General features: G+C 73.8%; 23 protein-coding genes and 1 tRNA gene. 18 read left to right on the top strand and 6 right to left on the bottom strand.

All coding sequences use genetic code 11. The annotated features are described in order from the left end of the window. From Q0195_RS06565 to Q0195_RS06600, 8 genes are all read left to right on the top strand, one after another. On the top strand, positions 1-949 hold a 949-nt coding region (locus Q0195_RS06565), incomplete at its 5' end, for a class I tRNA ligase family protein (RefSeq protein ID WP_299276152.1). Next, positions 946-1860 carry a TatD family hydrolase gene (locus Q0195_RS06570; protein ID WP_299276155.1) on the top strand — a complete coding sequence of 305 codons (915 nt, stop codon included), beginning with the start codon at positions 946-948 and terminating at the stop codon, positions 1858-1860. The genes Q0195_RS06565 and Q0195_RS06570, both read left to right, overlap by 4 nt. A gap of 194 nt (positions 1861-2054) precedes the next feature. After that, positions 2055-3086 (top strand): G5 domain-containing protein, encoded by a 1032-nt coding sequence (locus Q0195_RS06575; protein WP_299276158.1) that lies wholly within the window; start codon positions 2055-2057, stop codon positions 3084-3086. 210 nt (positions 3087-3296) lie between these two features. Beyond that, complete coding sequence (locus tag Q0195_RS06580) at positions 3297-4562, top strand: resuscitation-promoting factor (RefSeq protein ID WP_299276161.1); 1266 nt, start codon at positions 3297-3299, stop codon at positions 4560-4562. Between the two features lie 254 nt (positions 4563-4816). Further along, positions 4817-5707: a 16S rRNA (adenine(1518)-N(6)/adenine(1519)-N(6))-dimethyltransferase RsmA gene (gene rsmA, locus Q0195_RS06585; protein ID WP_299276164.1), complete on the top strand. Its 891-nt coding sequence runs from the start codon at positions 4817-4819 to the stop codon at positions 5705-5707. Next, on the top strand, positions 5704-6627 hold the full coding sequence (locus Q0195_RS06590; RefSeq protein WP_299276167.1) for a 4-(cytidine 5'-diphospho)-2-C-methyl-D-erythritol kinase: 924 nt from the start codon (positions 5704-5706) through the stop codon (positions 6625-6627). Before rsmA ends, Q0195_RS06590 begins: the two co-directional genes overlap by 4 nt. 42 nt (positions 6628-6669) lie before the next feature. Further along, on the top strand, positions 6670-8442 hold the full coding sequence (locus Q0195_RS06595; protein ID WP_299276169.1) for an ABC-F family ATP-binding cassette domain-containing protein: 1773 nt from the start codon (positions 6670-6672) through the stop codon (positions 8440-8442). Between the two features lie 123 nt (positions 8443-8565). Continuing rightward, a complete protein-coding gene (locus Q0195_RS06600) occupies positions 8566-9921 on the top strand; it encodes an FAD-binding oxidoreductase (RefSeq protein ID WP_299276172.1) in 1356 nt (451 codons plus the stop codon). Between the two features lie 13 nt (positions 9922-9934). Here the strand turns inward: Q0195_RS06600 and Q0195_RS06605 are convergent, their stop codons facing one another. The 4 genes from Q0195_RS06605 to Q0195_RS06620 form a co-directional block, all read right to left on the bottom strand. Continuing rightward, complete coding sequence (locus Q0195_RS06605; RefSeq protein WP_299276174.1) at positions 9935-10450, bottom strand: MarR family transcriptional regulator; 516 nt, start codon at positions 10448-10450, stop codon at positions 9935-9937. Positions 10451-10557: 107 nt separating this feature from the next. Continuing rightward, on the bottom strand, positions 10558-11793 hold the full coding sequence (locus tag Q0195_RS06610; protein WP_299276176.1) for an ABC transporter permease: 1236 nt from the start codon (positions 11791-11793) through the stop codon (positions 10558-10560). Next, the gene (locus tag Q0195_RS06615) at positions 11790-12710 is read right to left on the bottom strand and encodes an ATP-binding cassette domain-containing protein (RefSeq protein ID WP_299276178.1); all 921 of its coding nucleotides are present in this window, start codon (positions 12708-12710) and stop codon (positions 11790-11792) included. The genes Q0195_RS06610 and Q0195_RS06615 overlap by 4 nt, the downstream gene beginning before the upstream one ends. 69 nt (positions 12711-12779) lie before the next feature. Then, on the bottom strand, positions 12780-13394 hold the full coding sequence (locus Q0195_RS06620) for a TetR/AcrR family transcriptional regulator (RefSeq protein ID WP_299276209.1): 615 nt from the start codon (positions 13392-13394) through the stop codon (positions 12780-12782). Positions 13395-13511: 117 nt separating this feature from the next. Between Q0195_RS06620 and Q0195_RS06625 the strand changes: the two genes are divergently transcribed. The 5 genes from Q0195_RS06625 to pth all read left to right on the top strand — a co-directional run bounded on the left by Q0195_RS06625 (position 13512) and on the right by pth (position 17845). After that, a tRNA-Gln gene (locus Q0195_RS06625) sits at positions 13512-13583 on the top strand. A gap of 117 nt (positions 13584-13700) precedes the next feature. Beyond that, positions 13701-15299 carry a bifunctional UDP-N-acetylglucosamine diphosphorylase/glucosamine-1-phosphate N-acetyltransferase GlmU gene (glmU, locus tag Q0195_RS06630; protein WP_299276181.1) on the top strand — a complete coding sequence of 533 codons (1599 nt, stop codon included), beginning with the start codon at positions 13701-13703 and terminating at the stop codon, positions 15297-15299. Then, positions 15296-16276, top strand: coding sequence for a ribose-phosphate diphosphokinase (locus tag Q0195_RS06635; protein ID WP_299276184.1), 981 nt, complete (start codon positions 15296-15298; stop codon positions 16274-16276). Before glmU ends, Q0195_RS06635 begins: the two co-directional genes overlap by 4 nt. A gap of 255 nt (positions 16277-16531) precedes the next feature. Beyond that, complete coding sequence (locus Q0195_RS06640; RefSeq protein WP_299276186.1) at positions 16532-17176, top strand: 50S ribosomal protein L25/general stress protein Ctc; 645 nt, start codon at positions 16532-16534, stop codon at positions 17174-17176. Positions 17177-17251: 75 nt separating this feature from the next. Next, positions 17252-17845 (top strand): aminoacyl-tRNA hydrolase, encoded by a 594-nt coding sequence (gene pth / locus Q0195_RS06645; RefSeq protein WP_299276189.1) that lies wholly within the window; start codon positions 17252-17254, stop codon positions 17843-17845. A 117-nt stretch (positions 17846-17962) separates the two neighbouring features. Here pth and Q0195_RS06650 read toward each other — a convergent pair whose 3' ends face one another. After that, on the bottom strand, positions 17963-18583 hold the full coding sequence (locus Q0195_RS06650) for an L-threonylcarbamoyladenylate synthase (protein ID WP_299276192.1): 621 nt from the start codon (positions 18581-18583) through the stop codon (positions 17963-17965). Between the two features lie 143 nt (positions 18584-18726). Between Q0195_RS06650 and mfd the strand changes: the two genes are divergently transcribed. Beyond that, a complete protein-coding gene (gene mfd / locus Q0195_RS06655; RefSeq protein ID WP_299276195.1) occupies positions 18727-22329 on the top strand; it encodes a transcription-repair coupling factor in 3603 nt (1200 codons plus the stop codon). Positions 22330-22534: 205 nt separating this feature from the next. Beyond that, positions 22535-22723, top strand: a complete 189-nt coding sequence (locus Q0195_RS06660; protein WP_299276197.1) for a hypothetical protein — start codon at positions 22535-22537, stop codon at positions 22721-22723. Here Q0195_RS06660 and Q0195_RS06665 read toward each other — a convergent pair. Continuing rightward, positions 22720-23301: a GNAT family N-acetyltransferase gene (locus Q0195_RS06665; RefSeq protein ID WP_299276200.1), complete on the bottom strand. Its 582-nt coding sequence runs from the start codon at positions 23299-23301 to the stop codon at positions 22720-22722. The genes Q0195_RS06660 and Q0195_RS06665 overlap by 4 nt on opposite strands. Before the next feature lie 127 nt (positions 23302-23428). Here Q0195_RS06665 and Q0195_RS06670 point away from each other — a divergent pair, with 127 nt between their 5' ends. From Q0195_RS06670 to eno, 3 genes are all read left to right on the top strand, one after another. After that, positions 23429-23959, top strand: a complete 531-nt coding sequence (locus Q0195_RS06670; protein ID WP_299276201.1) for a hypothetical protein — start codon at positions 23429-23431, stop codon at positions 23957-23959. After that, entirely contained in the window at positions 23956-24657 is a 702-nt protein-coding gene (locus Q0195_RS06675; protein ID WP_299276204.1) for a MazG family protein, read from the top strand. The genes Q0195_RS06670 and Q0195_RS06675 overlap by 4 nt, the downstream gene beginning before the upstream one ends. Before the next feature lie 76 nt (positions 24658-24733). Continuing rightward, on the top strand, positions 24734-26014 hold the full coding sequence (gene eno, locus Q0195_RS06680; protein WP_299276206.1) for a phosphopyruvate hydratase: 1281 nt from the start codon (positions 24734-24736) through the stop codon (positions 26012-26014). Positions 26015-26448: the final 434 nt, after the last annotated feature.

Genomic DNA, 26448 nt, shown 5'->3' on the forward strand with positions numbered 1-26448 from the left:
GTGGTGGAACGACCCGGAGGCGCTGTCCTACTACTTCATGGGCAAGGACAACATCGTCTTCCACTCCCAGATCTGGCCCGCCGAGCTGCTCGCCTACAACGGCGAGGGGGCGCGCGGCGGCACCCCCGGTGACTACGGCGTGCTCAACCTGCCCACCGAGGTCGTCTCCAGCGAGTTCCTCACGATGGAGGGCAAGAAGTTCTCCTCCTCGCGCGGCGTCGTCATCTACGTGCGCGACGTCCTCGAGCGCTACCAGGCCGACGCGCTGCGCTACTTCATCTCCGTCGCCGGCCCGGAGAACCAGGACAGCGACTTCACGTGGGCCGAGTTCGTCCGCCGCACCAACGGCGAGCTCGTCGCCGGGTGGGGAAATCTCGTCAACCGGACCGCCTCCATGATCCACAAGAACATCGGGCAGGTCCCGCCCGCCGGTGACCTCAGCGACGCCGACCGCGCCCTGCTCGACGCCGTCGAAGGCGGCTTCGACACGGTCGGGGACCTCATCGCCCGCCACCGCCAGCGCGCCGCGATCTCCGAGGCGATGCGGCTGGTGGGCGAGGCGAACAAGTACATCACCGAGATGGAGCCCTACAAGCTCAAGGACGAGTCCCAGCAGGAGCGGCGGGCCACCATCCTCCACGTCGCCGCGCAGGCGGTGAGCGACCTCAACGTCATGCTCAGCCCCTTCGTCCCGCACAGCGCCAACACCGTGGACGCCGCCATCGGCGGCACCGGCGACGTGGCGCCGCTGCCCCGGGTGGAGGAGGTCGAGGACCTCGACGGCGGACCGGGCTACCCGGTCATCACCGGCGACTACACCGGCGTGCCGGCGTGGGGACGGCGCCCGGTGCGGGTGGGCGCCCCGGTCGCCAAGCCGACGCCGATCTTCACCAAGCTCGACGACTCGGTCGTCGAGGAGGAGCTCGCCCGCCTGGGCGTCGCCCCGTGAGCGCCCGGGAGCGCGGCCGGCCGCCCGCCCCCGAGCCGCTGCCCGTCGCCGTCGTCGACAACCACACCCACCTGCCGGTGGGCGCCGACGACGACCCGGGCGTCCGCGAGGGGAGCGACCCGCTGACCGTCGCCGAGCACATCGCGCGGGCTGCGGCCGTGGGGGTCGACCGGATGGTCCAGGTCGGCTGCGACCTGGACACCCTCGAGGGCAGCGTCGCACTGGCGCAGGAGCACCCGGAGATCGTCGCCGCGCTGGCGATCCACCCGAACGAGGCGCCGCTGCACGCCGGCGTCCGGGAGGTCGCGCCGGACGGGCTCGACCCCGCCGTCGCGCCGCGGCACGAGACGTCCCTGGACGACGCCGTCGCCCGGGTCGCCGAGCTCGCCCGCCACGAGCGGGTGCGTGCCATCGGGGAGACCGGCCTGGACTTCTTCCGCGGCGGTGAGCGGGCCCGGGCGGTGCAGCGCGCGGCCTTCCGGGACCACATCGCGCTCGCCAAGGAGCTCGGCCTGCCGCTGCAGATCCACGACCGGGAGGCCCATGCGGCCGTCGTCGAGGTGCTGCTGGCCGACGGCGCCCCCGAGCGCACCGTCTTCCACTGCTTCTCCGGTGACGTCGAGCTCGCCCGCACCTGCGCCGAGCACGGGTGGTACGTCTCCGTCGCCGGCCCGGTGACCTTCAAGGCGAACGACCCGCTCCGCACGGCCGTGCGGGAGGTGCCGCTGGAGCTCCTCCTCGTCGAGACCGACGCCCCGTACCTCACCCCCGCCCCGCACCGCGGCCGGCCGAACGCGCCGTACATGCTGCCCACGACGGTGCGGCGGCTGGCCGAGGAGACCGGTAGCGACCTGGCGGCCCTGTGCCGCCGGATCGCGGCGAACACCGAGGTCGTCTACGGCACCTGGTGAGGGGTGTGGCACCGGTCGCCGGGCGGTGAGCGGTCCCACAGTTCGGGACGCTGGAGTTCCCATCAGATAACAAATCGGTTACGGTCGCCCGAGGTCAGTCACCGACCGGTGCGGCGCACACCGCTCCGGACGGCCCTCCATCCAGACAGGACCCTGTAGTGCCCGAAACCACCCGGCGTGCGCGTCACCGCGACGTGAAGCCGCCTCAGCACCACGTCCGCACCGTCGCCAAGCGCGGCCTGCACACCCTCGTTCTTGCCGTCATCACGGGCGGGACCGTCGCCTTCGTCGGCGCCACCGCGCCGGACGACTCCCCCGCGGCGCCGCTCAGCGCGGACGCCGCCGAGTACGCCTCCGGCGCGGCCGCGATCGACCGCACGGCACTCGTCGCCTCGCGACTCGAGTCGCGGGCCCCGCTGGGTGCCTCTGTCGAGCTCGTCGTCGACGGCGAGAGCCGGCAGGTGACGACGTCGGCCGTCACGGTCGCCGAGCTGCTCGACGAGGTGGGCGTGGTCGTCGACCACGACGACATCGTCTCCCTCCCGCTCGCCAGTCCGGTCCTCGCCGGCATGACGGTGGAGGTGACCACCGTCGAGACGGTCGACGAGCACGTCACCGAGACCGACGAGTACCGGACCGTCGAGGAGGAGGACGACAGCCTGCCACGGGGCGAGCGGCGCGTCGTCACCGAGGGCGTCGACGGCATCACGGCCGCGACCTTCCGCGTCACGACCACCGGCGGCGAGGAGACCGCCCGCGAGCTCGTCGCCCGCGCGGTCGTCTCCGAGCGGGTGGACGAGGTGGTGCGCGTCGGCACCGCCGAGCCGGTCGCACCGCGCCGCTCCTCCGCGCCGACCTCCGGCACGTCCGGCTCGGGCGGCTCCGGTGGCTCCGACGGCGGCAGCTCCGCACCGGCCGTCACCGGCGGTGACCCCAAGGCCATCGCCGCCGAGATGGTTGCCGCACGTGGCTGGGGCAGCGACCAGTTCAGCTGCCTCGACACCCTGTGGGAGCGCGAGTCGAACTGGAACCCCACCGCGCAGAACCCGAGCTCGGGCGCCTACGGCATCCCGCAGTCGCTGCCCGGCTCGAAGATGGCCTCTGTCGGCTCGGACTGGCGGACCAACCCGGCCACCCAGATCACCTGGGGCCTGAACTACATCAGCGGCCGCTACGGCACGCCCTGCGGTGCGCTGGCCCACAGCAACTCGGTCGGCTGGTACTGAGTCGACCTCCCATTACCACGGGGTGAGCGGCGTCACCTGGACCGACACGTAACGATTCGGTTACAGTCGCCTGCGGACCTACTCGGTCCGCCCGTGTCGCCCCAGGTGACGCACCCAGCCGGATCAGACCCTCCCGCGGCCCTCGGGCCGTGCCGGCCGCCCTCGGGCAGCCACCTCGTCTGTGCCGGGAACGCGCAACCGAAGGAAGCCGTGCTCTCGAACGACGCCGAGCCCGCAACCACCGACCCCACCCCCGACCCCGCGCCGCAGCGGCGCGGTCGCCGTCGGGCCCTCATCGCCACGCTCGCCGCGGCCTCGCTGGTGACCGGCGGAGGCATCGCCGTCGCCGCCGCCCACAAGACCGTGGAGCTCGACGTCGACGGTGTCGAGCAGACCGTCTCGACCTTCGCCGGCTCCGTCGAGGGGCTGCTCGCCGAGCAGGACATCACCGTGGGCGAGCACGACGCCGTCGGACCCGACCTCGACGCCTCGCTCGACGACGGCATGCTCGTCGTCGTCCGCAGCGCCCGGCAGATCCGCGTCGACGTCGACGGCGTCCAGCAGGCCATGTGGACCACCGCCCCCACCACCGGTGAGGCCATCCAGTCCTTCGGCGAGGCCGGCCGACAGATCACCGTCGCCGCCTCCCGCTCCCGCGACGGCAGCCGCGAGGCCCTCGACATGCCGCTCGTGAACGGCGCCCCGGTGGACGTCGTGGTCGACGACGAGACCGTCCGGGTGCAGCCGATCGGGGAGGCCTACCTCCAGGACGTCCTCGACCTCGCCGGCGTGTCCGTCGGCAAGCTCGACGACGTCGTCGTCGGCGCCGGCCAGGACGGCGTCGTCTCGGTGACGATCACCCGCGGCACGCACGAGCTGCGCACCGAGGCCGAGACGCTGCCCTTCGAGACTGTCGAGCGCGAGGACGACGCGCTCTACGTCGGGGAACGTCGCGTCCTCCAGGAGGGCGTCGAGGGCCGCCGGGTCCGCGCCACGCTCGTCGTCAACGCCGCCGGGCAGGAGTCCGCGAGCGAGCCCAGCGGCTACTACACGGTGAGCGAGCCGGTGGAGGAGATCGTGGCCGTCGGCACCAAGCCGCGTCCCGCCCCCCGGCCCGCGCCGGCCGCACCCGCGCGCTCCGGTGGCTCCAGCAGCTCCGGCTCCAGCAGCTCCGGCGGCTCGTCCGGCTCGAGCAGCTCGGACGACGGCGGCAGCTCCGGCGGGTCGAGCGTGTCCGGTGACGTGTGGGCCGCGCTGGCCCAGTGCGAGTCCGGCGGCAACCCCTCGATCGTCAGCGCCAACGGGCTCTACCACGGCCTGTACCAGTTCTCCGTGTCCACGTGGCAGTCGGTCGGCGGCTCGGGCCTGCCCTCCCAGGCCTCGCCGGCGGAGCAGACGAAGCGTGCCCAGATGCTCCAGGCCCGCAGCGGCTGGGGCCAGTGGCCCGCCTGCTCGGCCAAGCTCGGCCTGCGCTGACCCGAGCAACCACCTCGGAGACAGCCCGGCTCCCCACGGGAGCCGGGCTGTCGCCGTCCGTGGCCGGGCGGGAGCCGACCGGCCACGATCTCGGGCGAGCCGGCCCGACCCGGCGGCTCGCCGCGGCGTGTCGCGGACGTCGTCGCAGGTCCGCGTCTCACGGGCCGAGCGGGGACGCGGGGCGCCCATGTCGCCGCGCCCCGCGCGGCCGACGCTGTCCCGACGGCGGGCGCTGCGCGGCTAGGCTCGTCGGCGTGACCCACGACCCCGCGCCGACCGACCCGCTGCTCGGCCCCGCGGACGTCCGCGCGCTCGCCGGCGAGCTCGGGATCCGCCCGACCAAGACGCTGGGCCAGAACTTCGTCATCGACCCGGGCACCGTGCGCAAGATCGTCCGCACCGCCGGCGTCACCGCGGACGACGTCGTGCTCGAGGTCGGCCCGGGGCTCGGCTCCCTCACCCTCGCCCTCCTGGAGACGGGGGCGCGCGTCGTCGCCGTCGAGATCGACCCGGTGCTCGCCGCGGCGCTGCCCCGCACGGTCGTGGCCCGGATGCCCGAGGCCGCCGACCGGCTCCTCGTCGTCACCGCCGACGCCATGGACGTCACCGCGCTGCCCGCCTTCCCCGGTGAGGGCCCCGCCCGTCCCGACGCGCTCGTCGCCAACCTGCCCTACAACGTCGCCGTCCCGGTGCTCCTCACCCTCCTGGAGCGGCTGCCCAGCCTGCGGCACGGCCTCGTCATGGTCCAGGCCGAGGTCGCCGACCGGCTCGCCGCCCCGCCCGGCTCACGCACCTACGGCGTGCCCTCGGCCAAGACGGCGTGGTACGCGGCCGCGCAGCGCTCGGCCACCATCGGGCGCACGGTGTTCTGGCCGGTGCCCAACGTGGACTCCGCGCTCGTGCGGCTCGAGCGCCGTGAGCCGCCCGCCACCGCGGCGAGCCGCGAGGAGGTCTTCGCCGTCGTCGACGCCGCCTTCGGGCAGCGCCGCAAGACCCTGCGTTCGGCCCTGGCCGGCTGGGCCGGGTCTGCCGACCGCGCCGAGGCGGCCCTCCGTGCCGCCGGGCTGGACCCGCGGCTGCGCGGGGAGCGGCTCGCCATCACCGACTTCGCCCGCATCGCCGAGCACGGTCCGGAGGGGCGATGACCACCCCTGTCGCGGTCCAGGTCCGTGCCCCGGGCAAGATCAACCTCGCGCTGCGGGTCGGGGCTCCCGACGACGAGGGCTACCACCCGCTCGCCACCGTCTTCCAGGCGGTGTCGCTCCACGAGGACGTCATCGCCCGGGCCGCGTCCGACCTCACCGTCACCGTGGAGGGCCGGGACGCAGACCGGGTACCCACCGACGACTCGAACCTCGCCCTGCGCGCCGCGCGACTGCTGCGCGAGCACACCGGCACCACCGCCGGCGCCCACCTGCGCATCGTCAAGCAGGTCCCGGTCGCCGGCGGCATGGGGGGCGGCTCCGCCGACGCCGCCGCCGCGCTGCTCGCCTGCGACCAGCTGTGGGACGCCGGCCTCGACCGGGAGGAGCTCGTCGCCCTCGCCCGCACGCTCGGCGCCGACGTCCCGTTCGCGCTCACCGGGCTCACCGCCATCGGCTCCGGCCGCGGCGACGTCCTCACCTCGGCGATGGTCGGCGGCCACTACCACTGGGTGCTCGCCGTCCAGGACGAGGGCCTGTCCACGCCGCAGGTCTTCGCCACCTTCGACGAGTTCGGCGGCACCACCGCCCCGGCACCGCACCTCGACGACGCGCTCATGGTCGCGCTGCGCAGCGGTGACCCCCACGCGCTGGCCCGCCACCTCGTCAACGACCTGGAGGAGCCCGCGCTCGACCTACGCCCCGAGCTCGGCGACGTCCTCGCCGCCGCTGACCGCGCCGGGGCCCTGGCCGCCGTCCTGTCCGGCTCGGGCCCCACCGTCGCCGCCCTGGCGCTCGACGAGCGCCACGCCCGCTCCGTCGCGGCGGTGATGGCCCAGGCGCAGGTGGCCCGCGAGGTCCTCGTCGTCACCGGCCCGGCCCCCGGCGCGCGGGTGCTGGAGCACATCTACGACGACGCCTGACGGCGGCAGGGGCGCGCGCGGTGGCCGACCTACCCTGGGACCGTGGCACATCTGCTCGGGGCCGAGGCCCTGCACCTGGAGTACCCCACACGGGTCGTGCTCGACTCCGTGAGCCTGGGCGTGGACGAGGGCGACCGGATCGGCATCGTCGGCCGCAACGGCGAGGGCAAGTCGAGCCTCCTGCGTCTGCTCGCCCGCCGCATCGAGCCCGACGGCGGCCGGGTGACCTGGCGGGGCGGGCTGCGGGTGGGTGTGCTCGACCAGGCCGACACCCTCGACCCCGCCGCCACCGTCGGTGCGGCCATCGTGGGGGACCGGGCCGAGCACGAGTGGGCCGGCGACCCCCGCGTGCGCGACGTCATCGGCGGGCTCGTCCCGGACGTCGGCTGGGACCGGCCCGTCGGGACGCTGAGCGGTGGCCAGCGACGGCGGGTGGCGCTCGCGGCGCTGCTCGTCGAGGAGTGGGACGTCCTGGCCCTGGACGAGCCGACCAACCACCTCGACGTCGAGGGCATCAGCTGGCTGGCCGACCACCTCAGGGGACGCTGGGCGCCCACCGCGGGCGGGCTCCTCGTCATCACCCACGACCGCTGGTTCCTCGACGAGGTGGCGACGACGACGTGGGAGGTGCACGACCGCACCGTCGACTCCTTCGAGGGCGGCTACGCGGCGTACGTGCTCCAGCGGGTGGAGCGCGACCGGCAGGCCGCGGCCGCGGAGGCCAAGCGGCAGAACCTCCTGCGCAAGGAGCTGGCGTGGCTCCGCCGCGGCGCACCGGCCCGCACGTCCAAGCCCAAGTTCCGTATCGAGGCGGCCAACCAGCTCATCGCCGACGTGCCGCCGCTGCGCGACCGGCTCGAGCTGTCCCGACTCGCCACCGCCCGCCTGGGCAAGGACGTCGTCGACCTGCTCGACGTCTCGGTCAGCTTCGGGGAGAACGCGGTGCTGCGCGACATCGAGTGGCGCATCGCGCCGGGGGAGCGGACCGGGATCCTCGGCGCCAACGGGGCCGGGAAGTCCACCCTCCTCGCCCTGGTGGCCGGCACGCTGCGACCCGACGCGGGGCGGGTCAAGCATGGCAAGACCGTGCGGGTCGCCATGCTCGACCAGCAGTTCAGCCAGCTCGCCGACATCGCCGGCGACCGTGTCCGCGACGTGCTCGCCCGTACCCGGGCGAGCTACGTCGTCGACGGCAAGGAGCTCACCCCCGCCCAGCTCCTCGAGCGGCTCGGCTTCTCCCGTGCGCACCTCTCCGCGCGGGTGGGGGAGCTGTCCGGGGGCCAGAAGCGCCGCCTCCAGCTCCTCCTCATCCTGCTCGCCGAGCCCAACGTCCTCATCCTCGACGAGCCGACCAACGACGTCGACACCGACATGCTCGCCGCCATGGAGGACCTCCTCGACTCCTGGCCCGGCACGCTCATCGTCGTCTCCCACGACCGCTACCTGCTCGAGCGGGTCACCGACCAGCAGTACGCGATCATCGACGGGCGGCTGCGGCACGTGCCCGGCGGGGTGGAGGAGTACCTCGCCCTGCGGCGCGGCCGGGCCGCCGCCCCCGCAGCGCCCGCCGCACCGGAGTCGCGCGAGCAGCCCCGCGGCGCGGAGGTGCACGCCGCCCGCAAGGAGCTCGCCGCCACCGAGCGCCGGCTGGACCGGCTCTCCGCCCAGGTGGCCGACGTCCACGAGCGGATGGCCGCGCACGACCCGAGCGACTACGAGGGTCTCGCCGCCCTCACCGAGGAGCTCCGCACGCTGGAGGGGCAGGTGGCGGAGTTCGAGGAGCGCTGGCTCGAGCTCTCCGAGCAGGTCGGGTAGCCGCGGTCATCGGGCGCGGCACGGGACTGAGTGCCGGGAGGCCCGAAGAAACCTGTGGGCACCGGCGGGCCGGCTGCCTATCGTCGGGTCACCCACTACCCGATGCAGCGAAGTGAGGTCACCATGACCGCCACGCTCACCCGTCTCGAGCACCTCCTCGGCGACCGGCTCCTGGTCCCCGGGTCGCCCGGCTTCCAGGACGCGGCCCGGGTCGAGTTCGGCGCCTTCGACCGGATCCCGGCGGCCGTCGCCCAGGTCACGACGACGGCGGAGGTCGCCGCCGCCGTCCGCGCCGCCCGCGACCACGACCTGCCGGTCGCCGTCCGTGCGGGCGGCCACAGCTACGCCCGCCACGCCCTGGCCGCCGACGCCCTGGTCCTCGACCTGCGCCGGATGGACGCCGTCACGATCGACCCCGAACGGCGTCTCGGACTCGCCGAGGGCGGCGCGACAGCCGGCGCGTACAGCGCCGCCGCGGCGCAGTACGGGCTGGGCACCGGGTTCGGCGACACCCCCACGGTCGGCATCGCCGGCCTCACCCTCGGCGGCGGCAGCGGCTTCCTCAGCCGCCGCGACGGGCTCACGGTGGACAACCTCCTCGGCGCCGAGGTGGTCCTCGCCGACGGCCGCGTCGTCACGACCGACGAGCGGCACGAGCCCGACCTCTTCTGGGCGCTGCGCGGCGGGGGAGGCAACTTCGGCGTCGTCACGTCGCTGACGTTCCGTCTCCAGCCCACCCCCGTGGTCACCGGCGGCCTGCTCATCCTCGAGCCGACCCCTGCCGCGGTCGCCGGTGCCGTGGAGGCGGTCCTCGCCGCACCGGACGGGCTCAGCGCCCTGGTCAACGTGCTCGTCGCCCCGCCCATGCCGATGCTCCCCGAGGCGGTCCACGGCCGGCCGGTGCTCATGCTCGTGCCGTGCTGGTCCGGCCCCGCGGAGGAGGCCGAGGCGGCCCTCGCCCCGCTCCGCGCCCTCGGCGAGCCGCTGTTCGACGACGTCGCCGCGCGCCCGTACCCGGAGCTGCTCCAGGGGCCGCCCGGCAGCGGGATGGTGCTCCACCCGGTCATGCGCACCGGGTTCGTCGACCGCGTGGACGAGGCCTGGGCGGCCGACGCGGTCGGGTCGCTCGCGAGCGCGGCGTCGCCGATGGCGGCGGTCAGCCTGCGCCCGCTCGGCGGGGCGGTCGCCCGGACCGCCCCCGACGCCACCGCCTTCGCCCACCGCGACCGGGCCGTCATGGTCTCCGTCGGGGCGATCACCCCGGAGGAGACGGCCCTCCCTGCCGCCTCCGCGTGGGTGGAGCGCACGGCCCCCGCCCTCGGCCTCGGCGCTGCCGGGTACGTCAACGTCATGTCCACGGCGACCCCGGACGACGTCGCCGCGGCCTACCCGGGTGAGGTCCTCGCGCGGCTGCGCGCGGTCAAGCGGCGCTACGACCCGGACAACGTCTTCCGGGCGAACCACAACATCACGCCGTAGCCCGGCGCCGCGGTCAGCGGTCGAGCGGCAGCAGCAGCCGGCGCAGCAGCCCGCTGAGCTGCTCGGCCTCCTGCGGTGTGAGCTCGGCGAGCAGCCGGTGCTCCGACTCCAGGAGGTCGGCCATCGCGGCGTCGACCTTCGCCTTGCCCAGTGCGGTGAGCCGGACGAGGACCACCCGCCGGTCGGTCGCGCCCACCGCCCGGACGACCAGTCCGTGGGCGACCATCCGGTCGATCCGGTGCGTCATCGTCCCCGACGACACGAGCGTCTCGTTGAGCAGGCGGCCGGCGGTCAGCTCGTAGGGCTCCCCGGCGCGCCGCAGCGCCGACAGGACGTCGAACTCCCAGCCCTCGAGCTCGTGGTCGATGAACGCCCGGCGCCGGGCGAGGTCGAGCCGCCGGGAGAGCCGGGAGACGCGGGAGAAGACGTGCAGCGGCCGCGGGTCGAGATCGGGTCGTTCCCGCTCCCACGCCGCGACGATCCGGTCGACCTCGTCCTGGTCCTCGAGGGCGCCGCTCACTGACACCATCCCCCGAGATTACTCGACATCAAGATAATTCTGCTGCCACCCGCGCCGGACGTCGCACGGGGCCGGCCGCCGGCGGGAGCGCAGCGGCCGGCAGCGACCGGCTGCGGTCAGCCGCGCAGCGCCTCGGACAGCTTCATCCGCCCACCGGTGTGGAGCACACCGCGCCGGTACACGCGCCCGGCGATCCACACCAGGAGCGGCACGGTGGCCAGGGCGATGACGATGGCCAGCGCCATCTCCCAGCCCTCGACCCCGCCGTACACCTCACGCACCGGCATCATGAACGGGGAGAAGAACGGCACCTGGGACAGCACCCGCACCACCGTGGTGTCCGGGTCCGCCGACACCATGAACATCGCCAGGTAGTACGGGACGAACATGAGGAACATCAGCGGCGTGGTGACGGCGCCGATCTCCTCCTGACGCGAGACGAGCGCGGCGAAGCCCCCGAAGAGCAGTGCGAAGACCGCGAAGCCGAGGAGGAACCACACCAGGGTGAGGAGCATCGTCCAGCCGAGGTCGATCTCGAAGCCGGCGAGCAGTCCGGTGGCCGCCATCGTGCCACCGGCCGCGCCGCCGAGGAGGACCACCTGGGTCAGCCCGACGATCCCGATGCCGAGGATCTTGCCGGCGAGCAGCTCCGCGGGGCGGATCGTCGCGAGCAGGATCTCCACCACCCGGGAGGTCTTCTCCTCCACGACACCCATCGCGATGATCGATCCGGTGCTGATGAGGGCGAAGAGCAGCAGCGAGATCGCCAGGATCGACACGAGGTACTGCGGGCCGAACTGCTCGGCCTCGTCACCCTCCTCGGTGTCCGCCGTCGCCACCTGAGGGGCAGCCGTCGCCAGCGCCGCACTGACCGCCTGCGGGTCGCCGCCGAGCTCGCCGACCTCGATGGCGAGCGCGTGCGCCTGCACGGCGCTGGTGACCAGACCGAGCAGCTGCGGGTCAGCCGTCGTCTCGACGAGCATCTCGGGACGGGTGGGGTCGCCGCTGAGGAAGGCGTCCAGGTCGTCGCCGAGCCGCGGCTCGGCCTCCTCCCGGCTGAGCTCCTCGACGTCGACGGTGGTGCCCAGCGCCGTCCCGGCCGCGGTGAGCTGCGGCTCGAGGACGCCCACGGAGCTGTCGACGGCGAGGGTGAAGTCGGCGGCGCCGTCGTCGTCGCGGTCGACGAAGTAGTCGAGGACGACGATGCCGGCGACGATGACGACGAGCAGCACGGCCAGCGAGATGAGGTTCGACTTCGTGAAGAAGCGGGCTTTGACCTCCCGCCGGGCGACGAGGCCGATGGCGGCGAAGGTGCCGGTGCGGCCGGACCGCGGGGACTGCTGGGTGCTCATGCTGCGTCCTTCTCGTCGCTCTCGGTCACGACGTCGCGGAAGAGGTCGGTGAGGGTGGGGACCACCGGGCCGAACTCGCGCAGCTGCCCGGCGGCGGTGGCGGCCCGGAGGAACGGCTGCTCCACGCCGGCGTCGTGGCCGGTCAGCTCCACGACGACCTCGCGACCGTCGTCGCTGACGACGGAGGCGCCCGGTACCGCGCGGGCCCAGCCGGCGGCGGCGCCCTCGACGACGGCGCGCCAGCGCGCGTTCTTGGTCCGGCGCAGCTCGTCCTGGGTGCCGAGGGCGACCATCTGCCCGGCACGGATGATCCCCACGCGGTCGCAGAGCCGTTCGACGAGGTCGAGCTGGTGGGAGGAGAAGATGACCGGGACCCCGGCGGCGGCGCGCTCGCGCAGCACCGAGCTCATGACGTCCACGGCGACGGGGTCGAGGCCGGAGAACGGCTCGTCCAGGACGAGCACCTCGGGGTCGTGGACGAGCGCGGCGGCGAGCTGGACCCGCTGCTGGTTGCCCAGCGAGAGCTTCTCGACGTGGTCCGCGCGGCGCGGGGCGACACCCAGCCGCTCGGTCCACTGCTCCATCGCCCGGGTGGCGGCCGGGGCGTCCATGCCGTGCAGCCGGGCGAGGTAGACGAGCTGCTCGCCGACCTTCATCTTCGGGTAGAGGCCGCGTTCCTCGGGCATGTAGCCGACGCGGCGGCGCGCGTCGAGGTCGAGCGGGCGGCCGCGCCAGCGCACCTCGCCGGAGTCGGGGGCGAGCACGCCCAGCGCGATGCGCATCGCCGTCGTCTTCCCGGCGCCGTTGGAGCCGACGAAGCCGAAGATCTCACCGGCGGCGACGGAGAAGGTCAGGTCGGTGAGGGCACGGAGTGAGCCGTACGCCTTGTTGAGATGGTCGAACTCCAGCTGGGCCATGGTCTCTTCCGTGCGATGGGCGTGGTGACAGCCGCGAGTGTAGTCACCGGGCGGCGGCGGCCTGCTGGGCTAGCGCTCGCGGGCGTCGGGCAGGCCGGTGAGCCGGGGCGCGGGTTCCAGGGCGCGCAGCCCGTTCCAGGCGAGGTTGACGAGGTGCGCGGCGACCGTCTCGCGGTCCGGGCTGCGTGCCTCCAGCCACCACTGGCCGGTGAGCGCGATCATCCCGACGAGCATCTGGGCGTAGATCGGTGCGGCCTGCGTGGGCAGCCCGCGGCGGCGGAACTGCTCGGCGAGCAGGTGCTCCACCTGGGTGGCGACGTCGCCGATGAGGGAGGAGAAGGTGCCGGTGGCCTGGGCGACGGGGGAGTCGCGGACCAGGATCCGGAAGCCGTCGGTGTTCGTCTCGATGTACTCGAGCAGCGCGAGCGCGGTGCGCTCGACGATCCGCTTGGGGTGCCCGCCGGTCCGCAGTGCCCCGCTCAGCGCCTTGAGGAGGTGCTGCAGCTCGCGGTCGACGATGACTGCGTACATGCCCTCCTTGCCGCCGAAGTGCTCGTAGACGACCGGCTTGGAGACCTTCGCCCGCGCCGCCACCTCCTCGACGCTCGTCCCCTCGAACCCCTTCTCGGCGAACAGGGCACGGCTGACGTCGAGCAACTGCTCACGCCGCTGCCCGGCGGTCATCCGGGCCCGCGAGGGGCGATTTCGGTCACTCGTCACCCACCCATCATGCCGTGGACGTCGGCACGTGCCGCCCCGCGGGCCTGGCAGACTGGACGCTGCGTTGCCGCGGCAACGTGGTCCGCCCTGGTGTAACGGCAGCACGCAGGCCTTTGGTGCCTCGAGGTCCGGGTTCGAATCCTGGGGGCGGAGCTCACCCGGACGGCCCGTCTCCCGCGGCGCCCCCACGCGACGGCCCCCGCTAGAGTGGGGAGCGCACGAGCCCGGGGGACCTCCCCCGAGCAGGACCCGACGAGGGAGCCGACACGCGTGAGTGCCCAGCCAGCCGCCGTCATCGTCCTCGCCGCCGGTGAGGGCACCCGGATGAAGTCCCGGACCCCCAAGGTCCTCCATCGCATCGCCGGTCGCAGCCTGCTCGGCTTCGCGCTGCGCGCGGGCGCCGAGCTGGAGCCGCGGCGCCTCGCCGTGGTCGTCCGGCACGGGCGCGACGCCGTCGCGGCGCACGCCGAGGAGGAGCTGCCGGGCGTGCTCGTCGTCGACCAGGACGCGATCCCCGGCACCGGCCGGGCCGTCCAGTGCGCCCTCGGCGTGCTCGACGCCAAGGAGGAGGCCGGTGCGGCGCTCCTCTCCGGCGCCGTCGGCTCGGCGACCGGCCGCAAGATCGAGGGCGCCGTCGTCGTCACCGCCGGCGACGTGCCCCTGCTCGACTCCGCGACGCTGCGCGAGCTCGTTGCCGCCCACGAGGCGGACGGCAACGCGGTGACCCTCCTCAGCACCCGGATGGAGGACCCGTACGGCTACGGGCGCGTGGTGCGCGACGAGAACGGTGATGTCGTCGCCGTCGTCGAGGAGAAGGACGCCACCGATGAGCAGCGCGCCATCGACGAGATCAACGCCGCCGTGTACGTCTTCGACGCCGCGGTGCTGCGCGAGGCGCTGGCCCAGGTGGACGACGCCAACGCCCAGGGGGAGGTCTACCTCACCGATGTCGTCGCGCTCGCCCACCGCGCGGGCAAGCGGGTGCGCGCCCTCCTCGTGGAGGACCCGTGGCTCGTCACCGGCGTCAACGACCGCGCCCAGCTCGCCGCGGTCGGTGCCGAGCTCAACCGCCGGATCGTCACCGAGTGGATGCGTGAGGGCGTCACCGTCGTCGACCCGGCATCGACGTGGATCGACCTCGACGTGCGCCTCGGCCGGGACGTCACCATCCACCCGGGCACCCAGCTGCACGGCTCCACGACCGTCGGCGACGGCGCGGAGATCGGCCCGGACACCACGCTGCGCGACGTCGTCGTCGGCGAGGAGGCCACGGTCGTGCGCACCCACGGGTTCAGCGCCCGGATCGGGGCGCGGGCCACCGTCGGGCCGTTCGCCTACCTGCGCCAGGACACCGTGCTCGGGGACGAGGGCAAGATCGGCACCTTCGTCGAGACCAAGGACGCCCAGATCGGCACCGGCTCGAAGATCCCGCACCTGTCCTACGTCGGGGACGCCGAGATCGGCGACGACACGAACATCGGCGCCGCCTCCGTCTTCGTCAACTACGACGGCGTGCGCAAGCACCGTTCGAAGGTCGGCCACGGGGCGCGGACCGGCTCGGACAACATGTTCGTCGCACCGGTCACCGTTGGGGACGGCGCCTACACCGGCGCGGGCACCGTCCTCCTCAAGGACGTGCCGCCCGGTGCGCTCGCGATCAACACCACCACCCAGCGGAACATCGAGGGCTGGGTGCTGCGGCGCCGCCCCGGCACACCGTCGGCCGAGGCGGCGCGCAAGGCGCTGGAGGCCAGTGCCGAGAGCGAGCTCTCCCCACAGGCTCGGGCCGAGTTGGCCCGTGGTAACCACGGCGCCCCGCGCGACGGCGGCGTCACCACCGACACGACCGGGAGCAGCACCGAGCGATGACTGGCATCACCTCAAGCGGCGAGAAGCGACTCGTCCTCGTGTCCGGACGAGCCCACCCCGCGCTCGCCCGCGACGTCGCCCAGGAGCTCGGCACCGAGCTCGTGCCCACGACGGCCTACGACTTCGCCAACGGTGAGATCTACGTCCGGTTCGAGGAGAGTGTGCGCGGCTGCGACGCGTTCGTCCTCCAGTCGCACACCACGCCGATCAACCAGTGGCTCATGGAGCAGCTGCTCATGGTCGACGCCCTCAAGCGGGCCTCGGCCAAGCGGATCACGGTGGTCGCGCCCTTCTACCCCTACGCCCGGCAGGACAAGAAGCACCGGGGCCGCGAGCCGATCTCCGCCCGCTTCATCGCCGACATGTTCCACACCGCCGGCGCCGACCGGCTCATGTCGATCGACCTCCACGCCGCCCAGGTCCAGGGCTTCTTCGACGGCCCGGTCGACCACCTGTGGGCGATGCCGATCCTCACCGACTACGTCCGCACCCGCGTGGACACGAGCAACGTCACGGTCGTCTCGCCCGACGCCGGCCGCATCCGCGTGGCGGAGATGTGGGCGGAGAAGCTCGGCGGCGGACCGCTCGCCTTCATCCACAAGACCCGGGACATCACCCGCCCGAACCAGGCGGTGGCCAACCGGGTGGTCGGTGAGGTCGAGGGTCGCGACTGCGTCCTCGTCGACGACCTCATCGACACCGGTGGCACGATCGCCGAGGCGGTCAAGGTGCTCCGCGAGGCCGGCGCCCGCGACGTCATCGTGGCGGCCACGCACGGAGTGCTCTCCGACCCGGCCGCGCAGCGGCTCAGCGAGTGCGGCGCGCGCGAGGTCGTCATCACCGACACCCTGCCGATCCCCGCCGACAAGCAGTTCGCCCAGCTCACCGTGCTCCCGATCGCCCCGCTCCTGGCGCGCGCGATCCGGGAGGTCTTCGAGGACGGCTCGGTCACCAGCCTCTTCGACGGCGCCTCCTGACCCCACCGTGGTGACCCCGGCGGTCCGGACCGCCGGCGACCTGGCCCGCACCCGGCCGTCGGCATCCGGGGCCGGGCGCCCGTGAGGGGGTGCTCTCGCGGGGGCGCGCCGGAGTCGGGTATCATCGACCGGTTGCCTCGGCGAGGGAGACCGGATCGAACGGCTCCGTGATCGACGCGGTGGCGCCGGTGGGCGCCCGCGTGTCGTCCCGCCCAGGCGCTGCCGCTTAGCCCGACGCCAACACAGGAGATCCCCGTGGCCGAGACGCCCGACACGCCCACCCTCACCGCCCAGGTCCGTACCGAGTTCGGCAAGGGTGCCGCCCGTCGCACCCGCCGCGCGAACCAGATCCCCGCGGTCCTCTACGGCCACGGTGAGGCGCCGAAGCACCTCGCCGTGCCGTCCCACGACACGTTCCTCGTCCTCAAGGACAACCCGAACGCGGTCATCACCCTCGACGTCGAGGGCGAGCAGCAGATGGCCCTGACCAAGCACATCCAGCGTGACCCGGTCCGCCGCACCATCGAGCACGTCGACTTCGTCATCGTCCGCGCCGGCGAGAAGGTCACCGTCGACGTCCCGGTCCACGTCGTCGGCGAGTCCGCGCCCGGCACGATCCACCAGATCGAGATCATGACGCTGACCGTCACGGTCCCGGCCACCCGCATCCCGGAGACCATCAACATCGACATCGAGGGCCTCGAGGACGGCACGGTCGTGCGCGTGCGCGACATCCCGCGCCCGGAGGACGCCACCATCGAGGACGACCCGGAGCACGAGGTCGTCGTCATCTCCACCCCGCGGGTCTCGGCCGACGACCTGGCCGCGGACGAGGCCTCCGCCGAGGCGGGTGCCGCCGCTGGTGCCGAGGGTGGCGCCCCGGAGTCCACCGAGGGCTGAGACTCCCCGCCCACGCCGCGTCGTCGCCCGTGAGCGCGACGCGGCGTGGGCACACGCGTTCCTGAGGAAGAGGTCATGAGCGACACCTGGCTCGTCGTCGGGCTCGGCAACCCGGGGCCGAAGTACGCCGGCAACCGCCACAACGTCGGCCGGATGGTCGTCGACACCCTGGCCCGTCGCGCCGGTGTCACGCTGACGAGCCACAAGGCCCGTGCCCACGTGGCCGACGCCCGGCTCGGTGTGCTGCCCGGTGGTGCGCCCGGGCCGAAGGTCGTCCTCGCCATCCCCGGGACGTACATGAACCTGTCCGGCGGGCCGGTGAGCGCGCTGCTGCGCTTCTACGACATCCCCGCCGAGCGGCTGCTCGTCGTCCACGACGAGCTCGACCTGCCGCCCAACACGCTGCGGCTCAAGCGTGGCGGGGGAGAGGGCGGCCACAACGGGCTGCGGTCGATCTCCGCCGCGATCGGCACCCGCGACTACGTGCGGCTCCGTGTCGGCATCGGCCGTCCCCCCGGTCGGATGGACGCCGCCGACTACGTGCTGCGCGACTTCGCCCCCTCCGAGCGCGCCGACGTCCTCGTCACCCTGGAACAGGCGGCCGACGCCGTCGAGGATGTCGTCACCAAGGGGCTGGAGAAGGCGCAGCACCAGCTGCACACGGTCTGACGGTGACTCGGCCGCCCACCGCACCCGCACCGCGCCCGAGCTGACGGCACCGGGCCGGCCCGGGCTGACGGCGGCCTCGGCGGCGCCCGCGCCGGCCGCCCCGGACCGGCCCGTCCCTCACCCGAAGCGGGACGTGTCGCCCGCCCCCTCGCGCACCACCTCGGGTGCACCGGACGTGAGGTCGACGACGGTGGTCGGCTCGACCGAGGCCACCGGCGCCTCGACGACGACGTCGACCAGGTGACCGACCTCGTCGTCGACGACCCACCCCTCCGACATCGGCTCCTCCGTGCCGGGGAGGATGAGGGTGGAGGTGAGCATCGGCTCGCCCAGCTCGGCGAGGATCGCCAGCGCGACGCGGTGGTCGGGCACGCGCACCCCGACGGTGAGCTTGCGCGGCTGGAGCATCATCCGCGGAACGTCCTTCGTGCCCTTGACGATGAACGTGTACGGGCCGGGCGTCAGCGACTTCACCAGCCGGAACGCGGCATTGTCGAGGATGACGAAGCTGCCCGCCTGCGCCAGCGTCGCGCACATGAGCGTGAAGTGGTGCTTGTCGTCGAGCCGCCGGATCGCCCGGATCCGGTCGATCGCGTCCTTGCTGCCCAGCCGCGCCCCGAGCGCGTACCCGGAGTCGGTGGGGTAGGCGATGAGCCCGCCGTCGCGCAGGACGTCGACGACCTGCGACAGCCGCCGGGGCTGCGGGTCCTGAGGATGGAGCTCTACATACCGGGCCATCCGGTCAGTGTGCCGCAGCCCACAGCGCTCGTCAGCCCGGAGCCGCCCGCGCGGCGCCCCGGCGGTGCGCCGTAGAATCGCGTGGTCCCCGCCCCTGCCTGCAGGACGCGGGGCGCTTGTGCTGCCCAGCTGCCCCAGGACTCATGCGACTCACCGGACTCATCCCGCCGCTCCTCGCCGACCCCGCCTTCGCCCAGGCCGTCTCCGCCGCCGCGCACGGCGGCGAGCGCACGGTGAGCGTCCCGCTCGGGGTGCGCGCCGCCCTCGTCTCGGCGATCACCAGCCCCGACTTCGGCGGGGGCGCGCGTCCCGTCGTGGTCGTCACCGCGACCGGTCGGGAGGCCGACGACGCCGCTGCCGCGCTGCGCAACTTCCTGCCCGAGGACGACGTCGCGGTGCTGCCGGCGTGGGAGACGCTCCCGCACGAGCGGCTCTCCCCGCGCAGCGACACGGTGGCCCGGCGGATCGCCGTCTTCCGGCGGCTCGCGCACCCCGGCAAGGACGGACGCGCCGGCGCGGTCCGGGTGCTCGTCATGCCGGTGCGGGCACTGCTCCAGCCGGTCATCAGCGGCCTGGGCGAGCTCGAGCCGGTCGAGCTCGAGGTCGGGGACGAGCGCAGCCTGGAGGACGTCGCGGCCGGGCTCGCGGCGGCGGCCTACACCCGGGTCGACATGGTCGAGGCGCGCGGCCAGTTCGCCGTCCGCGGCGGCATCCTCGACGTCTTCCCGCCCGCCGAGGACCACCCGATGCGCATCGAGTTCTGGGGCGACACCGTCGAGGAGATCCGGTGGTTCTCCGTCGCCGACCAGCGCAGCCTCGACGTCGCCGACCGCGGGCTGTGGGCCCCGCCCGCCCGCGAGCTGCTCCTCACCGACGCCGTCCGTGAGCGCGCGAAGGCCCTCATCGAGCGGATGCCCGGCGCGGCCGACATGCTCGAACGGCTGAGCGAGGGCATCGCCGTCGAGGGCATGGAGTCCCTCGCGCCGCTCCTCGTCGACGGCATGGAGCCGGTGCTCGACCGCGTGCCCGAGGACGCGCTCGTCCTCATGTCCGAGCCCGAGCGGATCCGCCGCCGCGCCCACGACCTCGTCGCCACCACCGAGGAGTTCCTCGCCGCGGCCTGGGCCTCGGCGGCCGCCGGTGGCCAGACCCCGCTCGAGCTGCGCTCCGCCTCGTTCCACACCCTGGAGGACACCCGCGAGCTCGCCGCCCGACGCGGCCTGGGCTGGTGGGAGCTCACCACCCTTTCCGCGGAGATGCCCGCGGCCCCGGACGCGGCCCCCGAGGCCGAGGACGACGCCCCGGAGACCTCCGCCGTCGTCGCCCGGGACGTCGAGCCCTACCGCGGTGACGTCCCGAAGGCGCTCGCCGACCTGCGCGACCTCACCCACGACCGGTGGCGGCTGCTCATCACCACCCAGGGCCCCGGGCCCGCCCGCCGCATGGTCGAGCAGCTCACCGACGCCGACGTCCCTGCCCGACTGGTGGACGACGTCGTGGAGGAGCCGCCCGCCGGCGTCGTCCTCGTCACGACGGCGGCCGTGCCGCGCGGTTTTGTCGCCACCGACCTCAAGCTCGCCGTCGTCACCGAGACGGACATCACCGGCCGCGCCGGCACCTCGACCCGTGACATGCGCAAGATGCCCTCGCGCCGCCGCGGCGTGGTCGACCCGCTGGCGCTCAAGGCCGGCGACTACGTCGTCCACGAGCAGCACGGCGTGGGCCGATTCATCGAGCTGGTCCAGCGCACGGTGGGCCGCGGGCCGGACGCCACCACCCGCGAGTACCTCGTCATCGAGTACGCCTCCTCCAAGCGCGGCCAGCCGGGGGACCGGCTCTTCGTGCCGACCGACGCGCTGGACCAGGTGACGAAGTACTCCGGCGGGGAGGCGCCCACCGTCAACAAGATGGGCGGGGCCGACTGGGCCAGGACGAAGAGCCGGGCGCGCAAGGCGGTCAAGGAGATCGCCGCCGAGCTCGTCCGGCTGTACGCGGCCCGCGCCTCGACCAAGGGGCACGCCTTCTCCCCCGACACCCCGTGGCAGCGCGAGCTGGAGGACGCCTTCCCGTACGTCGAGACCCCCGACCAGCTCGTCACCATCGAGGAGGTCAAGGCGGACATGGAGCGCGAGATGCCCATGGACCGCCTGCTCTCCGGGGACGTCGGCTACGGCAAGACGGAGATCGCCGTCCGCGCCGCGTTCAAGGCCGTCCAGGACGGCAAGCAGGTGGCCGTGCTGGTCCCGACGACGCTGCTCGTCCAGCAGCACTACGACACCTTCTCCGAGCGGTACGCCGGCTTCCCGGTCGAGGTGCGGGCGCTGTCCCGCTTCCAGAGCGACGCCGAGGCCACCGAGGTCAAGGAGGGGCTGCGCTCCGGGAAGGTCGACGTCGTCATCGGCACCCACCGGCTGCTCACCGGCGAGGTCCGCTTCAAGGACCTCGGTCTGGTCATCATCGACGAGGAGCAGCGCTTCGGTGTGGAGCACAAGGAGACCCTCAAGCAGCTGCGCACCAACGTCGACGTCCTGGCGATGAGCGCGACCCCGATCCCGCGCACACTGGAGATGGCGATCACCGGCATCCGGGAGATGTCCACCCTCGCCACCCCGCCGGAGGAGCGGCACCCGATCCTCACCTACGTCGGCCCGTACGAGGAGAAGCAGGTGGCCGCCGCGGTGCGCCGCGAGCTGCTCCGCGAGGGGCAGGTCTTCTACGTCCACAACCGGGTCTCCTCGATCAACCGCGCCGCCTCCAAGCTCGCCGAGCTCGTGCCCGAGGCGCGGGTCGCCGTCGCGCACGGGCAGATGGGTGAGCACCAGCTGGAGCGGGTGATCCAGGACTTCTGGAACAAGGAGTACGACGTCCTCGTCTGCACGACGATCGTCGAGACCGGCCTGGACATCTCCAACGCCAACACCCTCATCGTCGAGCGGGCCGACGCCTTCGGCCTGTCCCAGCTGCACCAGCTGCGCGGACGGGTGGGGCGTGGCCGCGAGCGTGCCTACGCCTACTTCCTCTACCCCCCGGAGAAGCCGCTCACCGAGACCGCCCACGACCGGCTCGCCACCATCGCCTCGCACACCGAGCTCGGGGCGGGGATCCAGGTGGCGATGAAGGACCTGGAGATCCGCGGCGCAGGCAACCTCCTGGGAGGGGAGCAGTCCGGGCACATCGCGGGCGTGGGCTTCGACCTGTACGTGCGGATGGTCGCCGACGCCGTCGCGGAGTTCCGGGGGGAGAAGGAGCAGGAGAAGACCGAGGTCAAGATCGAGCTGCCGGTCGACGCCCACATCCCGCACGAGTACATCGAGCACGAGCGGCTGCGGCTGGAGGCCTACGCGAAGATCTCCGCCGCGGACGACGACGCCGCGATCGACGCGGTGCGCGCCGAGCTCGTCGACCGGTACGGGCCGATCCCCGAGCAGGTCGAGCGCCTCTTCGCGGTGGCGGCGCTGCGCACCCGCGCCCGGGCGGTGGGGCTGACCGACATCACCGCGCAGGGCAGGTACGTGCGGTTCGCGCCGGTCGAGCTGCCCGAGTCCGCCCAGCTGCGGCTCAAGCGGCTCTACCCGGGCACGGTGCTCAAGCCGGCGATCCGCACCATCCTCGTGCCCTTCCCGCGGACGGCGAAGGTGGGCGGTAAACCGCTGCACGACGCGGCCCTGCTGGTGTGGGCGGGGGAGCTCATCGAGGCGGTGCTCAGCGGGTCGGTCGCCGCGGCCGCGCAGGTGGCGACGACGTAGGCGGGCCGCCCGTCCACAACTTTCGCCCACAGGTCTGTGGATAACGGGCGAAAGCCCACGTCACCCTGTGGAGGGGACTGTGGGCAGACACCGGGCGGTCCGCGCCGGTCCGGCCCGGTCCCCGCCCTCCTGGGCGGGCGACGGCGTGGCGTCACGGACGATGTCGGTGGCCGGTGTGACAGTGGGGACGAGGAGAGGAGGCCCCATGACCGCAGTCCTGGCCGAACGGCCCAACGCCGTGGCAGCACCGGCGGCACCCGCGCCCCACGCGCCCACCCCGGACGACGTCGACCGTGACGGGATCGAGGTCTACTGCCCCGAGGCGGAGGCCTGGAGCCGCACCCGCCAGCTCTTCTGCGAGAGCTGCGGTGCCACCGACCACGACCTGCGCTAGCCGCAGGGGAGCCGGACGACCGCGCGAGCCGGGGAGGGGCGGGCCTCCTCGGTGAAGCCCGCGTCGAGGAAGAGCCCGAGCGGTCCGTGGAAGAGCTCGGCGGAGGAGAGCGAGCGCCGGGCGGACGGGTCGACCGGGTAGGCCTCGACCACGGCCGCGCCATGGCGCCGCGCGAGCTCGACGGCGCCGTCGAGCAGCGCCCGGGCCACGCCCTGGCGTCGGTGGCCGACCCGCACGACGAAGCAGCTCACCGACCAGACCCCGGCGACCTCGCCGCGGCTCACCGGGGACGCGAGCAGCCGCGGGTAGTCCTCCTTGGGCCCCACCGCGCACCACCCCACCGGCTCCCCGTCCCGGTAGGCGAGGACACCCGGCGGCACCGGGCCGGAGCTCACCTGCTCGCGCAGGGCGGCGCGCAGCTGCGGCACCGAGGCACCGGCCCAGTCCCGGCCGCGCAGCCGGTAGTACTGGCACCAGCACCCGGCGGGGTCGCCTCGGGTCCCCATGACCGTGACGACGTCCGGCCAGCGCTCCGCCGTCGCGGGCCGCACCCGTACCTGCCCTGACGTGCCGCCCATCCGGGCCCCCTCGCGGTGTGTGCCGGTCGGCCCCAGGGTGGCACACGCGGGTGCCCGGGGGACCCGCCCGCTCCCGTACGATGGTCCGTGGCCGGTGCACCGCCGGCACGACGAGGGAGGTATCACGGTGACATCGACGAGGCTGAGCCGCGGCATCGCCGCAGCCGCCCTGCTGGCCGGGCTCGCCCTGGGAGGCTGTTCGGCGAACCCCGGTGCCGCGGCCGTCGTGGACGGTCAGCGAATCTCCGAGGAGGAGCTCGCCCGCACGGTCGCCGACTTCTCCACCGTGGTCGGGCAGCCCGTCGAGGCGCGCCAGCTGCTCGGCACCCTCATCGTCGCCCCCGCCATCCTCGAGGTCGCCGCCGACTACGGCGTGGCTGCCTCCGACGAGGAGGCCGCCCAGCTCCTCGACGGCCAGCTGGAGGCCGCCGGCGAGACCCCGCCGGAGGAGTACAGCGACGGCGTCATCCAGGTGGCGAAGGTCGTCATCGTCAACCAGCAGATGATGATGGCGCCGGACGCGAACGCGGCGATCGAGGAGGTCAACGCCCGGATCGCCGAGGCGGACATCGAAGTCAGCCCGCGGTACGGCGAGTTCGACCCGGCCGCCGGCGAGGTGCTCGCCGACGAGCTGCCCTGGATCGTCTCGGGGCAGTGACCCAGGCCCGGTCCGGCGAGGCGCTCGCGGCGGTCGTCGCCGCGATGGACCGGCTGCGCTCACCGGGCGGCTGCCCCTGGGACGCCGAGCAGACCCACCGGTCACTGGCGCCCTACGCCATCGAGGAGGCCTACGAGCTGGCCGAGGCGGCCGAGTCCGACGACCGTGCCGCCCTGCGCGGCGAGCTGGGCGACCTGCTCCTGCAGGTGGTGTTCCACGCCCGGGTGGCCGAGGAGCACCCCGAGGACCCCTTCTCCCTCGACGACGTCGCCCGGGTGCTCCACGACAAGCTCCTCCGGCGCCACCCGCACGTCTTCGCCGACGGCGAGGCCCGCTCGGCGGCCGAGGTGGAGACCGCCTGGCACGAGATCAAGAAGCGCGAACGCGGCGGCGCGGACGTGCTCGCCGGCATCCCGCGGGCGCTGCCGGCCCTCGCCCGGGCGCAGAAGGTCGCCCGTCGGCTGCGGCGCGAAGGCGTGACCGACGACGTCCTCCTCGCGGACCACAGCGCTCCCCGGACATCCCCGACCACCGGCGACGCCGGCACCACCGACCCCGGGGTGGCCGCCGCTCCCGCCGACGAGCGGACGCTCGGCCGCGAGCTCATGGCCCTCGTGCTGCGGGCGGAGGCGGCCGGGCTCGACGCCGAGGCCGCGCTGCGTGCCCACCTCCGCCGACTGGAGTCGCTGCCCACCTGACGGAGGTCCCGATGCCTCCGGACGCGGCGCGACTATCGTGGACCCGACAAATCACGTCGACATGAAGGAGACATCCGTGGCCAGCATCGAGGCCGTAGGAGCACGCGAGATCCTCGACTCGCGTGGCAACCCCACCGTGGAGGTCGAGGTCGCGCTCGACGACGGCACCGTCGCCCGGGCAGAGGTCCCCTCGGGTGCCTCGACCGGTGCGTTCGAGGCCGTCGAGCGCCGTGACGGCGACAAGAGCCGCTACCTCGGCAAGGGCGTGCAGGACGCCGTGAACGCCGTTGTCGACGACATCGCCGCCGAGATCCTGGGCCTGGAGGCCAGCGAGCAGCGGATCATCGACCAGACCCTCGTCGAGCTCGACGGCACCCCGAACAAGGGCAAGCTCGGCGCGAACGCCATCCTCGGCGTCTCCCTCGCCGTGGCCCGCGCCGCCGCCGACAGCGCCGGCCTGTCGCTCTTCCGCTACGTCGGCGGCCCCAACGCCCACGTGCTGCCCGTCCCGATGATGAACATCCTCAACGGCGGCTCGCACGCGGACTCCAACGTCGACATCCAGGAGTTCATGATCGCCCCCGTCGGCGCGGCCACCTACAAGGAGGCGCTGCGCTGGGGCACGGAGACCTACCACGCGCTGAAGTCGGTGCTCAAGGGCCGCGGCCTGGCCACCGGCCTGGGCGACGAGGGCGGTTTCGCCCCGAACCTGGAGACCAACCGCGCCGCGCTCGACCTGATCATCGAGGCGATCGAGAAGGCCGGGTACAAGCCGGGGGAGGACATCGCCCTGGCGCTCGACGTCGCGGCCACGGAGTTCTTCCAGGACGGCGCCTACCAGTTCGAGGGCAAGGCGACCACCCCGGAGGAGATGGTCGCCTACTACGAGCAGCTCGTCTCGGACTACCCGCTCGTGTCCATCGAGGACCCGCTGAGCGAGGACGAGTGGGACAGCTGGGCCCAGCTCGTCGCCGCCATCGGGGACCGTACCCAGATCGTCGGTGACGACCTGTTCGTCACCAACCCGGAGCGGCTGGCCAAGGGCATCGAGCTCAAGGCGGCCAACTCCCTGCTCGTCAAGCTCAACCAGATCGGCACCCTGACCGAGACCCTCGACGCCGTCTCGCTGGCCCAGCGCAACGGCTTCACCGCGATGGTCTCGCACCGCTCCGGGGAGACCGAGGACACCACCATCGCCGACCTCTCCGTCGCGGTGAACGCCGGCCAGATCAAGACCGGCGCGCCCGCCCGCGGGGAGCGCATCAACAAGTACAACCAGCTGCTGCGCATCGAGGAGGAGCTCGACGACGCCGGCGTCTACGCCGGCCGCTCGGCCTTCCCGCGCGCCCAGGCCTGACAGCGACCGGCCCGGCCCTCGCAGCGGGGCCGGGCCGGTCCGTTCCTCCGTGCGCCCGCTCCTGCACCGTGCCCCGCTCTGCCGGGAGTACGGGGGCCGGGGGGCGCACTGTACGTGTAGGGGGCCCGGGCGCAGCCGGGTACCGGCGCCCGGAGCGGGCGCACGATGCGTGGAGGGGGCCCCGGGCACTGCCGGGTACCGCGCCCGGAGCGGACGCCCGGTGTGTGTGGGGTGACGCACCCCGCCCCAACACCCGACTCACGTGGGCGCGTTGCCGGACCCAGCCCGCACCGTGAGGGACGATGGTCGGCATGACAGCGCGCCGCCCGAACGGTCGTCGGGGCACCGGGGGAGCCGCGCGTCCGTCGACCGGGCGCCCGGCGGGGGCCCGCCCGGGCCGTCCCGGTGCCGCCGGCCGCCCCGGCGCCACAGAT

This window comes from uncultured Georgenia sp. (assembly GCF_937958535.1).
In the GTDB taxonomy this organism is placed as follows: Bacteria; Actinomycetota; Actinomycetes; order Actinomycetales; family Actinomycetaceae; genus Oceanitalea.